Annotated in this window: 19 protein-coding genes; all 19 read right to left on the bottom strand. The window is 38.6% G+C overall.

Annotation, left to right across the window (positions count from 1 at the left end; all coding sequences use genetic code 11):
* Positions 1–4 precede the first annotated feature (4 nt).
* Positions 5–733, bottom strand: a complete 729-nt coding sequence (locus AC4D4A_RS01345) for a carboxymuconolactone decarboxylase family protein (protein WP_490994231.1) — start codon at positions 731–733, stop codon at positions 5–7.
* An 11-nt stretch (positions 734–744) separates the two neighbouring features.
* Positions 745–1,248 carry a flavin reductase family protein gene (locus tag AC4D4A_RS01340; RefSeq protein WP_490994230.1) on the bottom strand — a complete coding sequence of 168 codons (504 nt, stop codon included), beginning with the start codon at positions 1,246–1,248 and terminating at the stop codon, positions 745–747.
* Complete coding sequence (locus AC4D4A_RS01335) at positions 1,245–1,796, bottom strand: NADPH-dependent FMN reductase (protein ID WP_490994229.1); 552 nt, start codon at positions 1,794–1,796, stop codon at positions 1,245–1,247. Before AC4D4A_RS01335 ends, AC4D4A_RS01340 begins: the two co-directional genes overlap by 4 nt.
* 15 nt (positions 1,797–1,811) lie before the next feature.
* Complete coding sequence (locus AC4D4A_RS01330; protein ID WP_490994228.1) at positions 1,812–2,576, bottom strand: SDR family NAD(P)-dependent oxidoreductase; 765 nt, start codon at positions 2,574–2,576, stop codon at positions 1,812–1,814.
* A gap of 18 nt (positions 2,577–2,594) precedes the next feature.
* Positions 2,595–3,404, bottom strand: coding sequence for an enoyl-CoA hydratase-related protein (locus tag AC4D4A_RS01325; RefSeq protein WP_490994227.1), 810 nt, complete (start codon positions 3,402–3,404; stop codon positions 2,595–2,597).
* Positions 3,405–3,417: 13 nt separating this feature from the next.
* Positions 3,418–4,653, bottom strand: a complete 1,236-nt coding sequence (locus tag AC4D4A_RS01320) for an acyl-CoA dehydrogenase family protein (RefSeq protein WP_490994226.1) — start codon at positions 4,651–4,653, stop codon at positions 3,418–3,420.
* Positions 4,654–4,678: 25 nt separating this feature from the next.
* Entirely contained in the window at positions 4,679–6,784 is a 2,106-nt protein-coding gene (locus AC4D4A_RS01315; RefSeq protein WP_490994225.1) for an acetate--CoA ligase family protein, read from the bottom strand.
* 295 nt (positions 6,785–7,079) lie between these two features.
* The gene (locus tag AC4D4A_RS01310) at positions 7,080–9,005 is read right to left on the bottom strand and encodes a sigma 54-interacting transcriptional regulator (protein WP_490994224.1); all 1,926 of its coding nucleotides are present in this window, start codon (positions 9,003–9,005) and stop codon (positions 7,080–7,082) included.
* A 153-nt stretch (positions 9,006–9,158) separates the two neighbouring features.
* Entirely contained in the window at positions 9,159–10,103 is a 945-nt protein-coding gene (locus tag AC4D4A_RS01305; RefSeq protein ID WP_490994223.1) for a phosphotriesterase family protein, read from the bottom strand.
* A 14-nt stretch (positions 10,104–10,117) separates the two neighbouring features.
* Positions 10,118–11,425, bottom strand: coding sequence for a TRAP transporter large permease (locus tag AC4D4A_RS01300; protein ID WP_490994222.1), 1,308 nt, complete (start codon positions 11,423–11,425; stop codon positions 10,118–10,120).
* Between the two features lie 12 nt (positions 11,426–11,437).
* Positions 11,438–11,923 carry a TRAP transporter small permease gene (locus AC4D4A_RS01295; protein WP_490994221.1) on the bottom strand — a complete coding sequence of 162 codons (486 nt, stop codon included), beginning with the start codon at positions 11,921–11,923 and terminating at the stop codon, positions 11,438–11,440.
* 60 nt (positions 11,924–11,983) lie between these two features.
* A complete protein-coding gene (locus tag AC4D4A_RS01290) occupies positions 11,984–13,054 on the bottom strand; it encodes a TRAP transporter substrate-binding protein (RefSeq protein WP_490994220.1) in 1,071 nt (356 codons plus the stop codon).
* Positions 13,055–13,083: 29 nt separating this feature from the next.
* Complete coding sequence (locus tag AC4D4A_RS01285; RefSeq protein WP_490994219.1) at positions 13,084–14,139, bottom strand: LLM class flavin-dependent oxidoreductase; 1,056 nt, start codon at positions 14,137–14,139, stop codon at positions 13,084–13,086.
* A 317-nt stretch (positions 14,140–14,456) separates the two neighbouring features.
* Positions 14,457–15,197 carry an SDR family NAD(P)-dependent oxidoreductase gene (locus tag AC4D4A_RS01280; RefSeq protein WP_490994218.1) on the bottom strand — a complete coding sequence of 247 codons (741 nt, stop codon included), beginning with the start codon at positions 15,195–15,197 and terminating at the stop codon, positions 14,457–14,459.
* Positions 15,198–15,215: 18 nt separating this feature from the next.
* Complete coding sequence (locus AC4D4A_RS01275) at positions 15,216–16,640, bottom strand: NAD-dependent succinate-semialdehyde dehydrogenase (protein WP_490994217.1); 1,425 nt, start codon at positions 16,638–16,640, stop codon at positions 15,216–15,218.
* Positions 16,641–16,702: 62 nt separating this feature from the next.
* A complete protein-coding gene (locus AC4D4A_RS01270; RefSeq protein WP_490994216.1) occupies positions 16,703–17,668 on the bottom strand; it encodes an electron transfer flavoprotein subunit alpha/FixB family protein in 966 nt (321 codons plus the stop codon).
* A gap of 15 nt (positions 17,669–17,683) precedes the next feature.
* A complete protein-coding gene (locus AC4D4A_RS01265; protein WP_490994215.1) occupies positions 17,684–18,448 on the bottom strand; it encodes an electron transfer flavoprotein subunit beta/FixA family protein in 765 nt (254 codons plus the stop codon).
* 11 nt (positions 18,449–18,459) lie between these two features.
* Positions 18,460–19,653, bottom strand: a complete 1,194-nt coding sequence (locus AC4D4A_RS01260) for a thiolase family protein (RefSeq protein ID WP_490994214.1) — start codon at positions 19,651–19,653, stop codon at positions 18,460–18,462.
* A gap of 12 nt (positions 19,654–19,665) precedes the next feature.
* Positions 19,666–20,508, bottom strand: coding sequence for a 3-hydroxyacyl-CoA dehydrogenase NAD-binding domain-containing protein (locus AC4D4A_RS01255; protein ID WP_490994213.1), 843 nt, complete (start codon positions 20,506–20,508; stop codon positions 19,666–19,668).
* Positions 20,509–20,524: the final 16 nt, after the last annotated feature.

Genomic DNA, 20,524 nt, shown 5'->3' with positions numbered 1-20,524 from the left:
TGAATCATCCTTTAGTTAATTTTTGTTGTGCCACTTCCTCATCTAAAATAGGTAGCATGTCTAATAACGTATGGAAGCCTAATGCAGAAGTTAGCTGGAACACTTCTAATAGCTCGCCTTGAGTTGCACCATACTTGATAGCATTTTTCAAATGCACCTCAATGCCCTTTTCAAATAAATGGGTAGTTGAAGAATCAATGGCGATATATATAAATTCAATTAATTTTGGCTTTAAAATGCCTCTGCGTGTCGGTATGGTTAAAAAATCATAATAAGCTTCAAAGTAAGCTGTATCCATATGAATTAAATCGTCCCGAAAGTCATTCCAGTAACCCATTGCCGCAATGAACTTGTCTTTAAGTGCTTGCTGCTCAGGAGAATACGTTAAATTTTTCGCTATAACTTCATCGTTACGGTAGTGTGCCATCATTAACGGAATTCCAACTGCACAGGTATGTACACCCAAGATACTGACGATTTTTAGTACTTCAGCAATTTCTTCTTGCGTTGCATTGGCTGCTAATGCCTCTATAATATGAAATCGAACCGCCTCTTTATTTAAATGCGTTGGGGAGGCGCTTAACGCAATATTTATCAATTCTTTCGTCTTTCTATCTAAATGCTTACTGCGCCAAGGTGCTGCGGTAAATTGTTCATACACTTTTTGAAAATCCGGATCATGTTGTAAATATCGCATAATTTTATGATTTATAAATGTTGGAGACCGCTGCATACATCTGCCTCCTACTCACCAAAATTATCCGGAACTGCACCGATTTTACGGCGAAAATAAAGCATTGGTTCATGGCCATTTTTTTGAATGTCTGTTACTTTTCCAATTAAAATATAATGGTCGCCCGCATCCACAACTTGATGCTTTTTACAAACTAAATTAGCAAACGCTTCTTTAATAATTGGTACATTTGTTTCGGTCATTTCCCATGAACATTTACTAAAGCGGTCTGGCTCAGATCGACTTGCAAAAGCCCAACAAATATCGGACTGCTCTGCTGCTAAAATATTGACAGCGAAATACTTAGCTTGATCAAAAGCAGCATAGCTTCCTGATTTTTTATCAATACACCATAAAATTAATAATGGATCGATTGAAACAGATACAAACGAATTAGCGGTTAACCCAACTGGCTGTTGATCTTTATTGACTGTTGTTACGACAGTAACGCCTGAGGGATAGCTTCCCATTACCTCTTTAAATAACTGTTCTGATGTCGCTTGTATATTTGTCATACAACTTCCTCCTTTACATTTTGTAAACTCACCATGTACTGTGAAAAATGCTTTGTTAAGACTTGTAATTGACTATTCACTTCTGCTGATAACATATTTTGTTTGGTAAATTGAGAAGACAGCACAAAAGCATATTGTGGGAAAGAATACATTTTTAAATAATTGGCAACTGGCTTAATCGAACTTTCTACAGCTAAATAATGCTGCTCATTTCCGCCGCTCGCCGCAAAAAGGACACTTTTATTCGCAAAAGCACGAATCGGTACAAGCTCAAAAATATTCTTAAGCACACCAGGCATAGCACCATGTAAAATGGTCGTTCCGATAATAAACGCATCAGCTTCTATTACTTTTTGAATAAAGGCTTGGGTATCCTTGTTATAAGCCTCAGTAGGCCGTCCATCACAGAAGTTTAAATCATATTGGCGTGCATCAATGAATTCAGTCTCTATATTTGGTTTATGTGCTTGCACATGCTGTAGTAATGCGTCTACTAAAATAGCTGGTTTTGAACCTACTAATGTGCCGCTAATCCCAAGTATTTTCATCTCATTCTCCTCTCGTTACGGTGCGCCAGTGACATATAATGTTTGTCCCGTAATATAATCCGCCTCCGATGAAGCTAAAAATAAAATGGCGTTTGCAATATCCTCAGGTTTGCCTGTACGTTTGATTGGGTTTTTAGCAATAAAACTTTCTTTGAATTTATGAAAATCTTTGATCCCTCTCTTCGCCGCAGACTGTGCTGAAATCTCACTCATTTCAGTATCAATAAACCCTGGTGCTACCGCATTGACATTAATACCTTCATGTCCAAGCTCTATTGCTAAAGTACGTGTGATTCCTTGAACACCAGCTTTAGAAGCAGCGTAATTAACACGTCCTTTAGCCCCACGTGCAGCTGATGAAGAAATAAACACGATTTTTCCAGATTGCTGCTTGATCATCAATGGCGTTACATGTTGAGCTAATAAATATGAGCCCTTTAAATTAACAGCTAGAACCTGATCCCACTCTGCTTCAGTCATATTCGTAAGCAAATTATCTTGTAATATACCGGCGCAATTGACTAAAATATCTACTCTTTGATAGACTTGTTCTACTTTTTGTATCGCTCGTGCGATTTGCTCTCTACTCGTAATATCTACTACATCATACATGACCGTTACACCTTGCTCTTGCAATGCAGATGCTGTAGCTGCTAATTTTTGCTCATTAACATCAAGGAGCACAATATATGCTCCTTCCTTTGCAAACATCTCTGTAGTTACTGCCCCTATTCCGCTTGCTCCACCTGTTATGATGACTACCATTTTCTCAAACTTCATATAATCCCTGCTTTGCCCTTAAACTTCTTGCTCGTTAAACCACTGGATTGCGCCTTTTAAGCCCTTTTCTGAAATTTTTTGCTGCACAAGCTTAATGCCATCTGCTGTGTGAATAATGGCATCTTGCTCTGGGCCAAACATAATCCCTGTACGAAAACCTTGTAACTCCATCATCCGGTTATGTGCTTGCTTTTTCAGTTTTAAAATATCCAACGGAGTTTTCGCTATGCCACGGGCAATTTCCAATGCTGCTTCATCTAATTCACCTGGCTTCACACATTTAGCAGCAATGCCGTATTGCTCTGCTTCACGTCCTGTAATGCGGCTGCCCGCTGTTAAATCAAGCATTTTTGCACGTTGATACCCTACATGCCACCCCCAATAAATACCGACAAATCCACCGCCTAAAGGCAATGATGGGAAGCCAAATTGTGTATCTTCGTCTGTTACAACGATGTCGCAGCAAGCAATAAGCTGTGTTCCACCTGCTAAAGCATAGCCATGTACTTGTGCAATAATAGGTTTTGGATATTCCCAAACACGTAACCATCGACGCGTGTACCCTTCCAAATTGTTTTTATCTTCAATGACAGAGGGTGATTTATACTTCTCCACATCATAACCAACACTAAATGCCCGGCCATTTCCTTTAATGATAACTACACTGACGCTATCATCATGCTCCAGTTCATCAAGTGCAGCGTCTAAATGCTGAAATAATGCTTTGTTTAAGGCATTTAATTTTTCAGGTCGATTTAAGATGATATATCCAATACGCCCTTGACGTTCGACAAGAACTTCTTTTTTCATAGTGACTTCATTTGACATGAGTACGTCCTCCTTAATTGAAGTTTAAATTTCCTTTTAACAAGCTACGGGCTATTGTACGACGATGAATTTCTGACGTGCCATCAGGGATTCGCATAGTGCGTGCTAAACGGAAGCCTTCTTCTAGCTCTAGCTCATTCGATATCCCCATACCACCATGAATTTGAATCGCACGGTCATACACACGGCCCATCATTTCTGTACAATATGCTTTTACCATAGAGATTTCTTTCGCTGGTGTTTTTTCTGAATTATCAATTTTCCAGGCACAGTGTAATGCCATGTTGCGTGCCGCATAGATATCCATCGCACTTTCTGCCAGCATTTGCTGAATCATTTGATGCTCACCGATTTTCTTACCGAATGTTTCACGAATATTGGCATAGTCAACTGCTTTTTTAAGTGCCCACTGTGCTGAGCCAATGCACCTTCCACTTAAGCCCATACGTCCGTTATTAATGCCATGAATAGCTTTTGTGAATCCGTCATCCACTTTACCAATCACATGCTCATGGGGTACACGCAAATTATCCATGCTGATAATAGTCGCTTCGCCACCTAATGATCCCATGACAGGAATAATTGACTCTACTTCAAAGCCCTCCCATTTTGTATCGACGAAGAAGCAGGAAATACCGCCTTTACGTTGTGCAAATAAATCTTCATTTGTAACTGCAAATAATAAACAATAATCTGCATAAGTCGCATTTGATATCCACTGCTTCGTCCCGTTAATAATCCAATCATCACCTTCACGTACGGCTCGCGTCTTAATGCTCCATACATCGGAACCGGCGTCGGGCTCTGTCAAACCAAAGCATAATGTTTCTTCACCACTCGCAATTTTCGGTAAGTACTTTTCTTTTAATGATGGTTGCAACCCCTTTAATACAGGTGTTAATCCATTGGTAAATGGTGATGGGATAATAACGTGCTCAATTAATTTTCGATTTGGATATAGTTTATTTAACCCCTCTGCTACGAGTAAAGCAGTAACAGCGCCCAGTTGTTCGCCACCTAACTCTTTATCACCAAACATAGTATAAAAGCCTGCTTTTGCAGATTCCATCCGGACAATTTTACGTAATGCTTCCACTTCTGGATGGCGGCGGCCATCCTCTAAGTAGTAATTACGCTCGTTATATAGCAAATTGCGGTTTTCTTCTTCTAGTGGCACAACTACTTTTTCTACGAATTGTTTGAGTGCATCAATAATCGCTTCTGTTTCTTCAGGCATACGGAAATCCATGACCATTCTCCCCCTTGATATACATTTAGATAATTGCTAACTGCTTTTGGAACGTCATTAAACCATCTGCAATTTTTACGCCCTGTCCCTCACTAAAAACCATTACCGGATTTAAATCTGCTTCTATTAAATCATCCTCTAACGCTGCAATGACTTCACTAAATGTTGCAATGACTTCACTTAGCGCATCGATATCACTCGCAGGTTTTCCTCGATAGGCTTCTAGCACTTTTGCGGCTTGCAGCTCAGCAAGCATGTCCTTAGCTTCATGCTTATTAACCGGTGCTTTACGCATTGATATATCCTTTAATACTTCAATGTAAATACCGCCCATACCGACAATTATCATTTGTCCAAAGATAGGATCACGCTTTGAACCGATAAATAATTCTTTAAAGTCACCTTTTATCATTTCTTGAACTAATATGCCTTCAAAATAAGCACCCGATGTCGAGTCAATAATTTGTTTTAAACGCCTAAACTCTGCTGTTGCCTGCTCTTCAGAACTTATATTGATGCTTACTAATCCTTTATCTGATTTGTGTAAGATTTGAGGAGACATTCCTTTTAATACAATTGGGAATGTAAATTCTTTTAATAAAACCTTCAATTCATCTTCAGATGCAGCAAGCTTCTCATAGGTAATTGGTAAATTAAATTGTTGTAAAAACTTTTTACTGCCATACTCTGTTAACAAACCATCTACATTACTTGATTCGATAGTTGATACTTTGGGCGTTGCCGATAATCCCTTTTGGCTAAATTGAACAAAATCCTGTAATGCTTTTAAGGCAATGACTGCGCGTGTCGGATCTTGTAAAACTGGAATCTTTGCCTCTCTAAATGCCATACTGGAAGCGGAATTATTGATTGTCACTGTCATTTGTGGAATATGAGCATACTTTTGCTGCATCCGTTGCAATGTAACAATCCGATCTTTAATTGAATCGTGCTTCAAGCCCGCAAATCCTAAGAAAATGACTGCTGCATCAAATGCACCACTGCCTAATACCACATCCATGAAATCTTCCAATAAGTTCGGTATGTATGAAATTTGTGCCGTTGTATCAATTGGATTTTGAGTTCCTGCAATAGGTAGTATCGCTTTTAACTTTTCTTTAACAGGCTCTGGTGTTTCCGGCAGGGTGAATCCGCTTTCAATCAACTGGTCAGCCAACAATATCCCTACACCACCTGAAATAGTGAACACAGCTACTCGATTTCCTTGCGGTGGTGGCAATTGAGAGACTGCATATGTAACATCTAAAAATTCATCTATTGTAGAAGCACGATATACACCTTGTTGCTTAAACACTGTACTAAATACATCATCAGACCCAACAATGGAACCAGTATGTGAAACAGCGGCTTTCATACCAGCTTCTGTTCGGCCAACTTTAAGCGCAATAACGGGTTTGCCATTCTCTCTAGCCAGTTTTAATGCTTGAATTAATTTTTTGCCATCTTTCACTCCTTCTATATAGCAAGCAATGACATCTGTATGTGAATCAGTCGCTAAAAACTCAATACAATCGGCCACATCAACATCTGCTTCATTGCCTGTAGCGACAAAATAGCTAAAGCCAATATTTTGTTGGCGGGCTAGTGTGAATACATGTGATCCGAATGCACCGCTTTGGCTTACAAATCCGATACGGCTTTCTAGTGGCTTTTCTTCTTCAATAATGGTTGAAAACGTTCCATAGAAGTTATTACGTACATTAAAAATGCCTAAACAATTTGGTCCGAGTAACCGTATCCCATGTTGTGTGGCAATATCTTTTAATTCCTGCTGAGCTTCTTGCCCTTGTTCACCCAGTTCTCCAAAACCTGCGCTGAAAATAACAACAGCCTTCACCTTTTTTTGCGCACATTTACGAACAGCATCAAACACAGCCTGACTTGGTAATGCAATGATGACAACATCAATATGCTCTTCAATATTTAATAAATCCGGATAGCATGTTAAGTCTTTAATCTTGTCATACTTCGGATTAACAGGATAAATGTTTCCTGTATAGCCATAGTGTTGCAAATAGCTTAATGGCCGCCCACCGATTTTTTTTGCATCTGGTGAAGCACCTATAATCGCTACACTTTTTGGATTAAACAACGGCTCCAAATGGCTCATTGCTGCACCCCTTCCTTTTTTCGTGTGTTTTCGCTTTTCGTCAACAATTATTTGTACACTAGTTTATAAAGCAACCTCGATGCCAAACGTAGCAAATTCTTTTTAAAAACTTATTTTTACCTATTTCAAGTATTATTTTTGTTATTTTTATTAGATAGTGTTGACTGCTATTAATTTCCGAATAGATAACGTATCATTTTGAAACATCCTGTTTCAAAATAAAAAAAGACAAACTCGAAACTCTTCAAGTTTATCTACAGAATGAATATTCGGTAATCATCTTTAGATATTTCGATTACCTATCAATACCATCGTTTATTTTCCGCCATAATGTACTTCGACTAATACCAAGAATTTTGGCAGCCTCTTGTCTATTACCTTTTGTACGCGCCAACACCTCTTGAATTTTTGTATATTCTACTTCTTTAATCGTTTGATGGAAACTTTCTTCCTCACTGCCTCGATTTAATAAATATGTATTTTCCTGAATCGCTTCATCCAAATAAGAGATAAATAATGTTTCATCAATAAGGTCTTCAGCAATTAAGTACGCAAATAAACGTTCGATTGTATTTTCAAATTCACGGACATTGCCTTCCCAAATATGTTCCTCTAGCAAAGGTAGAGCCGCTTTGAAAAATGGTGCTATTTTTGGGTATAAAACACTACTATGCTGAATAGTAAAATATTCAAGCAAACGCTGAATATCACCTTGTCGTTCATTTAAATTTGGTAAAAATAAATTTAATACTGCCACACGATAATACAGGTCTATCCGAAAATCGCCAGCTTTTACCCCTTCCTTTAAGTTGACGTTTGTCGCCGAAATAACACGAACATTAATCGGAATTGCTGCAGCACCGCCAACACGGCGCACATTTTTTTCCTGTAATACGCGCAACAGCTTGGCTTGCATACTTAATGGGAGCTCACCTATCTCATCTAAAAAAATGGTACCGTTATGTGCTACTTCAAATAAGCCTGCCTTTCCGCCCTTTAAAGCACCTGTAAATGCTCCATCGCTATAACCAAAAAATTCACTTTCTAACAAATTTTCCGGAATAGCTGCGCAGTTTACCGCTACAAAAGGCTGACTGGCCCTGCTGCTTGCATTATGTATACTTTGTGCAAATAACTCTTTACCAGTGCCAGATTCCCCTAAAATTAAAACATTGGCATCAGCTCTCGCAAATTTTTGTGCCTTCATTTTAGCTCGAAGCATTAGCTCACTATCACCAATAATATCCTCAAAAATATATGTAGCGCCTTCGCGATTTTTATTCAGTTTTTTACGCACTTTGTTTTCTTTTTGCTGCAATGTTTCAACATCTGATAACATAATGACATATCCATCAAGCTCATTGTTTACATAAATGGCTTGTTTATTTAAAATCAATGTTTTTTGTTTATATTTTATGATGTTATCACTGACTTCATTTGGTTTGATTAATTCATTTAATAACTCACTTCTGCCAATAATTTCTGAAATCAATTGAGACTCATAATTTACACCTTGATCTAATTCTAATACACTTATCGCTGCCTGATTTATATTTATAACACGATTCATACTATTTAAACTAATAACGCCTTCCTGAAAATTCTCCATAATGATTCCCTGACGCTTATGGTTACCTCGCTCTATAACCTTTGCTTGTAAAATTGCAAAAGCAATATCGACCGAAAGCTGAATAGTTTCTTCACTATACCAAAGTACGCTATGCATACCGTGTTTTTTTGCCATGTTGACAACGAGTCCTGAACCAACAATCACATTTTTGGGGTCTCCGCTCAATTTTTTCACAACGACTTCTGCGTCCTCAGCAGATTTAAATACATACTGCTTTAACTTAATGCCGACCATATCACTAAAGCTTTGCTCATCATATTGGAGATCTTCCTTTAAAAACTCCTTGTAATAGTTTACTATGCAAATTTGGTCAGATACTTTCGATGCTGATACTAATGCTCGGATAAAATCTCGCGTTTGTACACGCAGCGGCACAATATGCCCTCTTACCTTTAATGCTTTTAAGCGTTCTGCTAATACGACACCACAAATTAAAATATCTTCGTTTCTAATATAATATGGGCGCTTTAAAATGTGTTTTGAATCAACTTCTTGTATCGTTAAATTTGGTATTGAATCTCTTCTTTTATATATTTCTTTTTTCACAAAATCCATCAATGGATAGGAACCTGATACTAACAGCTTTAACATGAACAAATCACCCCTTGCTCATATTATAAAATAAAAATTTCAAAATTATCCCTTTTTTAGCAAAAACCACCCATTGGAACTAGATAATTGTTTCAAGTGTTTTAAAATGAAACAAAAAAGCGAAGGATTTCTCCTTCTCTTTGATGTGATTATTTATTTGTCCCCATACCAAAGCCTTACATTACCAATCATCATTTGGGAAATTTGTTCCTTGGAAACACCTTGCTCTTGCAACATCGGTAGTACGGTACGCATTAGATAGGTCATCGACCAGTCCGGACTCGCCTTTTTCTGCAAATGTGTCGGTTTATACATATCCGTTGTGCAGCAATAATCCTGTGATAAAAACATGCGATTCACATACCCTTTGTCAATTAAAGTTTTCACTGTGTTGTTTCGCTTTTCTGTCGGCAGCACTTTTGAAATGCCATAGCGATCCATACCAATAAATACACCGTAACTTAATACGCGTTCAATATAATTAAGGTTGTCAGTATCGCCACAATGTCCGATTAAAACTTTTGACAAGTCTACCTGTTCTTCCTCAAAAATTTTAATTTGACGCAATCCTGTTTCTGTCGCAGGATGTGAATGTGTCATGATAGGCAATCCTGTTTGAAGATGGGCACGCGCTACAGCCCGTAAAACCTTTTCTACACCAGGCGTTACACCTTGCACGTCTGTTGCACATTTCAAAAAGCCAGCTTTTATCGTCGTCTGCTGAATCCCTATCTCAGCATCTCGAATAAATTGCTCTGCTAAAAAATCTACACTATTAACTGAAAAGCGTGTCGGCAGTTCATTAAATGTATATACACCTGTAGCAGCTATAATTTGTACATCTGTCTCTTTAGAAATTCGCTCCATTAGCAAAACATCTCGATCCAGTCCCATCACTGTCGGATCGAAAATGCTTTGTATACCAAAGGATTTTGCCCCTAAAGCCTGTTCTTTTGCTAATTGAAATTCTTCTTCCTCATCATATAAATGAGGAAATTGGATAGCCACTGCTTCTGAACGAGTCCGCATATGCTCATGGATTAATGTGGGTCCTAACTCATCGATATGTATTGGCCCTGTCACAGATTGAATATGCAATTCAGCCCGCCCCTTTACTTAATAAAGTTTGGTAAGAATGTTGCGATATCTGGGAATGTATATAGCAAGAAGATTAGCACCAAGATTGGAATTACAAAGATTAGTGCACCTTTAAAGATACTTCCTAAATCTAACTCCTTTACTACTCCTCGTAAAACGAAGCAGTTCATACCAACTGGTGGTGAAATTAATGCTACTTCTACTAATAATACAATAATGACACCGAACCAAATTAGATCAAAGTCATACGCGATTAAAGTAGGTAATAAAATAGGAATCGTTACCACAACCATTGCAAGCGTATCCATAATGGCCCCTAAAATTAAATACATAACAACCATTAATAAGAAGAATGCAAATGGCGACAAGTTTGCACCAAATAAAAAGTCTGCCAATAAGTTAGGTACTCGTGTGACTGTTAAAACGTAGTTTAATAGAAACGCACCCATGACAATAACAAAGATAAAACCTGTCGTTTTAATTGTACCAAAAATGGCATCTGAGAATGCTTTCCACGTTAATTTACGGCGTAATAGAGCAATAATAAATGCCCCCAATGCACCAATTCCAGCCGCTTCAGTAGCTGTAAAGAAACCTAGATAAATTCCTCCCATTACAACGATGAATAAACAAATAATCCAAATATTTACCTTTAATGAAGCTAATTTTTCAGACAAGCTTACTGGCTCATCTAGTTGTTCGCCAACCATATCCGGACGTATTTTTAATACGATATAAATAGTTAATACAAAGAATAATGTTAACAAAATGCCAGGTACAATACCTGCAATTAAGAGCTTTCCAATAGATTGCTCTGTAATCATCCCATATATAATAAACATTGTACTCGGCGGAATCAAAATCCCCAGAGTACCACCAGCTACAATCGCCCCGCCTGTTAAGGATTTTGCATAGTTCGCCTTTAACATCTCTTTTGATGCTACTAAACCAATCGTACTTGTCGTCGCCAAGCTGGAACCAGATGATGATGCGAAAACTGATGATGCAATAATAGTAGCCATAGCTAAGCCTCCACGAATACGACCAAAAAACTTTCGGAAAGTATCAAATAAATCATCTGTGAATCCAGCTGAGAATAAAAACTGGCCCATTAAAACGAATAAAGGAATTGTGCTTAATGTGTAGTTACTGCTCCGATCCCAAATAATACTTTCAATTGCTGCAAATAATGCTACTTCAGTCTTTAAGTACAGGATGGCAATAAACGACGGTAATGCCATCGCTAATACTATCGGTACACGCAAGAACATTAAAATGAACACTGATACTATTACAACTACACCAACCATTTCCATGCTCATCATATCATCCTCCTATTCTTCAAACTTTTTATACTCTTTCAATCTTAGCAATACGGTAATCTTTTGGAATGCCATGATTGCCCATGCAAGAAACCCAACGATTAAAAGCGCTTTCAAAGGGAAGTACTTATACCCTAGTAAAATAGAAGAATGTTCTGTATCAAAATTAGTATAAAAAGCATACGCCACAACTAAACAGAAAATTATCGTTAGCGTTAATGAAAGAATATCAAGGATCTTTTGAATACCCGCTGGAAAATGGTCTGCAATTATCCCTACTTCAACGTGGCCGTTACGGTATTCCGTATAGGCCATCGAACCAGCAACTAATATAACCATACATAACTGAACAATTTCAACATCACCAATAATAGGTTGATTCATTGCTCTGGCAACTGCAGCTATACCAACAAAAACCATCATAACCACAAGTGCTGCATATGCAATATAGGCAATAACGAACGAAAACCACTTTGCAAATTTATCCAAAAACGCCATGTACATCCCCCTTTTTACAAAAGTGGTGGCAAAAGCTCATCACTTTTGCCACTATAAAGATTATTTTGGTACCTCTACGCCTTCAACTTCTAAAAGTTCCACATAATAATCCATCATGTCCTGCCCATCATAACCACGTTTGTTAGCTTCTTTTACCCAAGCATCCATTTGTGCTTTAATTGGCTTTTTCCATTGTGCAATTTCTTTGTCTGTTGGTTCGTATACACCGCCGCCATTAGCAGCAACATGTTCTTCAAAAATTCCAATATTTTTATCAGCCATTTTGGCATACATATCTGTACATAATTGATTAAATTTCGGCCCTAAATCAGTGATCATTAATTCTTGCAAATCTTTCGGCAGCGATTCTACGAATGCTGAATTAATATAAAAAGGCATTACACTGACGGCCATATCCACTTTTGTCATCCAATTTGTTACTTCATCGAGCTTATACCCTAATGCTCCTACCCCTGTATAAACAGCGTAATCCGTAATACCACGTTCTAATGACTCATATAAATCTGCATTTGCTAATGATACAGGCGTTGCACCTATTGTTTTTAATAGTTCTATCCGTCCAGCAACACTATCAGATACTTTTTGATGCTTTAAATCTTTAGTTCCTTTGATTGGCTCTTGACCGAATAATTGATATGAATCTGTTGACGTAACTCCAAGGTATGTCACGTCATTGGAGATATCCTCACCGTACTTTTCGATAAATGGCCCTAAAACTTTTGGGACAATTTCTGGAGAGCGTAATAAAAATGGAATATCACCAATTGTAAGTGGGAACATATCTGTGTCTGTATGCAATCCCGGAATAATAAATCCTGCCTCATATACACTCGCCTCGATATCTACATATCCTGAATTTAATGTACCTAAGGCTGCCCCGGAATAAGCATGTACCTTTAATCTTCCTTCTGATTTTTCCTCAACATATTTAATCCAGGGATCTACCACTTGTTTTGCAAAATCACTGGAGGCTGAAGCAGAGAAATTCAAACTAAATGCGTGAATCTTTTCACCAGATGCGGTAACTCTTGATTCACCTGAGCCGCAAGCTGATAAAAATGTGCAAGCAATTAACAACAAGATTAATAATAAACTTCGTTTTTTCTTCATTGTCCTCCCCATTCCAAGAAGAATTTTAACTATACTTTTTGTACTCCCGCACCTTCAAAATAAGGCATTACTTGCTCAGAGAATAGTCTCATAGATTTCAATACATTCGCTTGAAGTTGCCCCCCAATATTCATCCATAAAATAATATTGTTTAAGCCTGTCTCTTTTCTAAATGCTTTAATATCTTCAATTACTTTTTCCGGAGAACCTACAAGTGTATTTTCTGATTGCAAGAAGCGTTCGTAATCGACATTACGCTCACGATCAATGACACCAAATGTCGGACGGCTATCACGCTCGCTCATATACCATTCAAGCCCAGCACGATATTCTGCCTGCGCTTGTTCTGTCGTTTCAGCAACATAACAGAATAAGAGCTTACCTGAGCGTGCAAGAATATCTTCAACATATGCTTCACTCAAACCAGACTCAATGGCTGACTCTCGATATAGCTTGATTTTATGCTTTGTATCTTCATTTGTAATGCCACCAAGCATAAATGAATGACCCTGCTTAGCTGCATTAATGATCGATACATCATTACCAGAAACCATCACGAAAATAGGCGGGCCATCTTGTTGTGCAGGACGTGGATATACAGGTACATTTTCAATATTGTAAAACTGACCCGAATATGTAACACGCTCAGATTGGAACGCTGCTGTTAAAATATCGAGAGATTCTAAATAACGCTCGTGACGATCATCAAAATCGATATTGTAAGCATCAAATTCGAGTTTGTCATAACCTTTGCCAACACCTAAATACAGGCGCCCATTACTAATGACATCTACTAAATTCATTTCTTCAGCTACTTTTAATGGATGGTGCAAAGGCAAGCGTGTAACACCAGTTGCTAATTTAATATTTTTCGTCGTTGCTGCTGCAGCTGCTAAATATACAGCCGTATTACTTACGACCCCATAACTGCGCGCATTATGCTCAGCAATCCATGCTGCCTCGTATCCCAATCCATCAGCTACTTGAATTTGCTCCAACCCATCCCGCAATTCCTCTGCATCTGTTTTTGTTGGTGGCACCGAATTCAAGAAAAACAATCCAAACTTCATATCTTGTTCAGCCATACAATTTTCATCCCCTTTTATTCATTAGTGTTCATTTGAATGTTATCGCTTTCATTAAAACTGTACTTACAGTAAACAAAGCAATTCATATACCAAACGAAAAAAGCTCAAGAAAAAAAATAATTTAAAGCGAAAAGTTATTTTTACGTACTATATTTTTATTATTTATAATAAAAAACCCAATTTTTTGTAAGAAAAACCTACTTAATAGCTTGATAAATATCCCAAAATTGAAACAAGTCGTTTCTTTATTGAAACAATGTATTCAAATTTCATCAAAAAAATCTGTTGGTAATTCACCAGCAGATAAAAAGCTTCTATATTCTTGCTAATAATCCACCATCTACTACAAATTCTGAGCCTGTAGAGTATGAAGATTTGTCAGAAGCCAAATAGATAACCAAATTAGAAACATCCTCACATTTTCCAAAGCGTCCTGCGGGAATATGTTTTTCACGAGCAGCAAGTTCTTCTTCAGTTTTATATACTAAATCTGTTAAATCTGTTCGAATACTACCTGGATGAACGGAATTGACACGTATATGATATTTAGCAAACTCTAATGCTGCAGTTTTTGTTAATCCATTGATAGCAAATTTAGAAGATACATATGCTACACTGTCTTCTCTCCCCGCTTTCCCTAATATCGATGAAATATTAATAATAGAACCCCCGCCTGCTTTTTTCATAGAAGGCAGCACCGCTTGCATTCCCATTAAGGTTCCTGCTTGATTAATTTGTATAACCTTCATATAATCCTCAACTGATATCTCTTCTAAAGCACCTTTTATAGAAATCCCTGCATTGTTTACTAAAATATTAATAGGTCCAAAAAGCTCTTCTGTCGAACTTACGATGTTTTCCCATGCTTCGGAATCAGATACATCATGCTTCATAAAATTCACATTCTCTCCTAATTCCTGCTCAAGCTTAAGTCCTTCCTCCACTAAAATATCCGTGAATACTACTTTGGCGCCTTCATCTCTAAACGCACGTGCATGCATAGCACCCATCCCGCGTGCACCGCCAGTTATAAGAGCTACTTTTCCTTGTAACATGTTCGTCCTCCTTGCTGCTTACGATTGCTGGAATTGAAATGAGCCAAGCTTCACTTCTAAGTATTCATCAATACCATGCCCGCCCTCTGAACCTAAACCACTCGTTTTCCAGCCTCCAAATGGGGCTTGCACGGCAAACGGGGCTGCATCATTAACACCAACAATCCCATACTCAAGCTTTTCAAAAACACGGTTCGTTCTCGAAAGATCATTTGTGTAAAAATAAGAGGCTAAACCAAATTCTACATCATTCGCACGCTGGATAACTTCTTCCTCTGTTTGGAACTTAAAGATTGGAGCTACAGGACCAAATGTTTCCTCAACAGCAATCAACATTGAATCGTCTACACCAGTTAATACAGTTGGCTCATAAAAACACCCTTGTTGTAATTCGACGGATGTTGCACGCTGTCCACCCATTAGCACGGATGCACCTTTTGAAACAGCGTCTTCTACCTGTTCATTCACTTTCGCAACAGCGCCTTCATTAATAAGTGGTCCGATCCGGCAGCTAGTATTGGCACCGTTTCCAATTGGCAATCCTTTTACTTTTTCTACATATTTCTCAACAAATGTATCATAAATTCCTTCTTGCACATAGATGCGATTCGCACATACACATTGTTGCCCAGATGAATTAAATTTAGTTGTTACCGCACCTTCAACAGCTGCAACAAGATCAGCATCATCAAATACAATAAATGGAGCGTGTCCACCTAACTCCATTGACACTTTTTTCACTGTTTCTGCACTTTTCTTCATTAATTCTATCCCAACTTCAGTTGAACCTGTAAACGAAATCTTCTTAACATCCGGGCTTTCTAACCACACGTCTGTTATTTCCTCCGCCCCACCAATAACCAAGTTAACAACACCTCGCGGAATCCCACATTCTTCGAAAATTCCCACTAATTTTATTGCGCTAAGCGGTGACTGATTAGACGGACGAATTAGACATGTACAGCCTGCTGCTAATGCAGGTGCCAGTTTACGGCTAAGCATTTGCAACGGGAAATTCCATGGTGTGATGGCAGCAACGACTCCAATAGGCTGCTTAATTGTTAATAAACGCTTATTTGGTGCATTGCTAGGAATTTGTTCTCCATATATACGGCGTGCTTCTTCAGCAAACCATTTAAAATAAGCAGCCGTGCTGTCCACTTCATAATACGAATTTTGGATTGGCTTCCCCATTTCAGTTGTAATCGTTAATGCCAGATCCTCTTTATGCTCAAGAATCATTGCAGCAATTTTTTCTAAAATTTTTGCCTTTTCAATTGCAATCGTTTGTGACCAAGATGGAAAAGCTTGTTTAGCACTTTCAATTGCGTTAATTGCATCTTCTTTTGATCCTTTATCGACTTCTTGAACAAGTTCACCTGTCGCTGGATTTCTCACCTTTATTTTTTGCTCTTTTACTAACCATTCACCGTTCACATACATGGAGGACACCCCTTTAATTAGTGTAAAAGTGTATCCACAATTCATGGATACACCTTTTATTTTTACGATGTGACTGTTGATTGCTTTAACTCTTCAATCAATAACGGAACAATTTCAAATAAGTCACCAACAATGCCATAATCGGCAATCGAAAAAATATTCGCTTCCGGATCTTTATTAATAGCAACAATAATCTTTGCATTAGACATGCCAGCCACGTGCTGAATCGCTCCGGAAATACCACATGCAATATATAAATCAGGTGTTACAACTTTACCTGTTTGCCCGATTTGCAGTGCATAATCACAATAGCCTGCATCACATGCTCCACGTGATGCACCAACAGCACCGCCTAATATATTTGCTAATTGGTGTAAAGCGCCAAAGCCTTCTTCACTTTTAACCCCTCGTCCTCCTGCAATAATGACTTTTGCCTCTGATAAATCAACACCTGTAGATACTTTACGAACGACATCTTTTATTACCGTTTGCAAAGACTGTAATTCTACTGTTTTTTCTTCAATTTCTCCTGAACGCGCTTTATCACGTACTGCAGCTTCAATATTATTCGGACGAATCGTAATAATGGTTGTATCGGTTGTCGAAGATCGCGTTTCAAATGCTTTTCCAGCATAAATAGGACGCGTAAATGTTTCGTTTTCTTCTATTTTAATAACATCTGAAATTAATGCCGCCTGTAATCTTGCTGCCAGTCGAGGCGCTACATCTTTTCCTAATGATGTATGGCCAAGAATGATATAGGATGGTTGTATCTCTTCTATTACCTGACGCAAAGCTTGTGCTGAGCTTTCAGCAGTTGGCATATATAATTGCTCATTTGTCACTAATAGGACTTTCCCTGCACCAGCTTGCACAAGTGCTTGTCCATGTTGTTCTGTTGCATTTCCCATAACGACTGCTACAATTTCAGCTGTTGAATCCAATTGCTTCGCAGCCTGGATTGCTTCATAACTAACGTTGCGCAATTCACCATCACGCAGTTCACTCACAACTAATATGGTTGTCATCTGTTTGTCATCTCCTTAAATTACTTTTGCTTCCGTACGGAGCGCTTGAATTAAACTTTGTACTTGTTGTTGTGGCTCACCTTCCAAAATTTTCCCATCTGATTTTTCTGCCGGCAGGAATATATCCTCTTGATTCGTTAAACCTGTAATATCCTCTAAATCTAAGTCATCCAGTTCAATTTCCTCAATTGGCTTTTTCTTTGCCTTCATAATGCCTGGTAAAGAAGGATAACGCGGTTCATTTAAGCCTTGCTGACAAGTCACAAGCAATGGCAATGGAATTTCCAGGAGCTCTTCATCCCCTTCGACATCCCGTGTAATTGTTGCTATCTCACCATTAATTGATAATTTCGTGATGGTTGTCACCGCATTGATGTTTAATAGCTCTGCTACTAACGGGCCAACCTGTCCAGAACCTCCATCAATTGCCATATTACCGGCTAAGATTAAATCAACTGGTCGATCTTCTAAATATTGTGCAATCACTTGTGCAGTTGAATGTGTATCGCCATTTTCAATATCTTCTTCATTAATAAGAACTGCTTCATCCGCACCCATTGCTAAAGCAGTACGCAGCTGTTTTTCGGCTTCTTCATCACCAACCGTGACAATTGTTACTTTGCCTCCATGTGTATCGCGTTGCAATATAGCTTCCTCAATTGCATATTCATCGTACGGATTGATAATAAATTCGGCATCACCATCTTGGATTTCTCCATTACTTATAACAATCTTCTCTTCTGTATGAAATGTTCTTTTTAACAACACATAAATATTCACAGTGTTTCCTCCTAAGCTTGTAAGTTTTCAATAATTGTTGTAATCCCTAAACCACCTGCAATACATAATGTCACGACGCCATAACGTACTCCTCGACGCTCCATTTCGTGCAGCAGCTTTGTCATTAAAATCGCGCCAGTTGCCCCGATTGGATGTCCATGAGCAATTGCGCCACCATTCACATTGACTTTATCTAAAGAAATGCCCCACTCTTTCAAAACAGCCAGTGACTGTGCTGCAAAAGCTTCATTTAATTCAACAAGACCTACATCATTCCATGTCAATCCCGCTTGCTTTAACGCTTTTTGTGTAGCAGGAACTGGACCAATGCCCATAATTTCTGGAGAAACACCTGCTGCGGCTTGTGCGATAATGCGTGCTTTTGGCTTTAAGCCATGCTGTAATGCCGCTTCCTCAGAAGCTATTAATAATGCTGATGCACCATCGTTACGGCCGCTGCTATTGCCCGCTGTTACAGTTCCGTCTTTTGAAAATACAGGTTTTAGTTTTGCCAGTACTTCTATTGGCGACAGCCGAGGATGCTCATCGACTTTAAAAATAGTCGTTGTTCGTTTTGATTTTATTTCAATCGGCAGTATTTCTTTTTCAAAACGCCCACTTGCAATGGCATTGGCAGCTAAATGCTGACTACGCAGTGCAAATTCATCCTGCTCCTGGCGAGATATATTGTATTTTTTTGCCAGATTTTCAGCCGTTTCCCCCATAGTGAATGATCCATATTGATCGATTGGTTGAGAACGCGGCTGACTTTCCGTATTAGGGTCTAAAATGGCACTATTCCCTGCACCAAATCCATATCGGCCGTTGCGAATATAGTAAGGTGCAGTACTCATGCTCTCTACACCACCAGCAATAATGAAATCAGCTAAACCCCCATTAATTTGAAGTGTGGCATTATTAATGGCTTGCAAACCAGAACCACATTGTCGATGCACGGTGTAGCCTGGAATATGTATAGGCAATTTAGCGCGCAACGCCGCGACACGTGCTAAGTTAGGCATGTCCGTACTTTGCTTTCCTTGCCCTAAAATTATTTCATCGATTAATTCTGGGTTAAGCTGTGTCCGACGGATGATTTCTTGTAAAACATCCGCACCTAGATAATCAGCTTCTACTTCTTTTAAACTTCCACCTATTTTTCCTATCGCTGTACGCACAGAATCGATAATTACTGCTTGTGTCATCACTACGCCACCCTAATCGTATTTATAAAAGCCCTGTCCAGATTTTCTCCCTAATCGACCAGCCTTAACATATTTGATTAATAAAGGAGATGGCCGATACTTCTCGCCAAGTGTTTCATATAAATATTGCATATTTCGCAAGCGTGAATCTAACCCGACTAAATCTGCTAATTCTAACGCTCCCATTGGATGGTTCAAGCCTAGTTTTAAGGCTTTATCAATATCTTCTGCCGAAGCTACACCTTCCATTAGCATATTCATAGCCTCATTGCCAATTAAACAATTCATCCGACTTGTCACAAATCCAGGGAATTCATTGACTTCTACGACTTCCTTGTTCATCTTCAGAGCAACCTGTTTCACAAATTCATATGTCTCATCTGCTGTATCCAACCCTCGAACAATCTCTACAAGCTTCATTCGTGGTACAGGATTAAAGAAGTGCATTGCGATGGTTTGTCTAGCTCGATTTGTTTGCGCACCAATTTCTGTAGGGCTCATTGTTGAGGTATTTGTCGCTAGGATGGTATGTGGTGGGCAGATGTCATCCAATGTTCGGAAAATATCAATCTTTAAATCCATCTTTTCAAGCACTGCTTCAATAACTAGATCAGCTTCAATCACCGCCTTTTCTATGCTTGTTGTATAGCGAACATTTGATATAGCTGTAAGATCTGCTTCTACTGCGTAACCTCGAGAAATTGCTTTTTCAACATCTTTTTTAATTTGTGCTTCGGCATTATGTAAAGCATCCTCAGAAATATCTTGCAACACTACGTCAAAGTTTGTAATGGCCGCAGCATGTGCAATTCCACGTCCCATCACACCTGCGCCAATAACTGCGATTTTTAACATTTCGTTCCCTCTTTCA

Source organism: Pradoshia sp. Z5_111 (assembly GCF_058267535.1).
The sequence above is the reverse complement of the archived record's forward strand: the minus strand, read 5'-3'. Positions and strand labels throughout refer to the sequence as shown.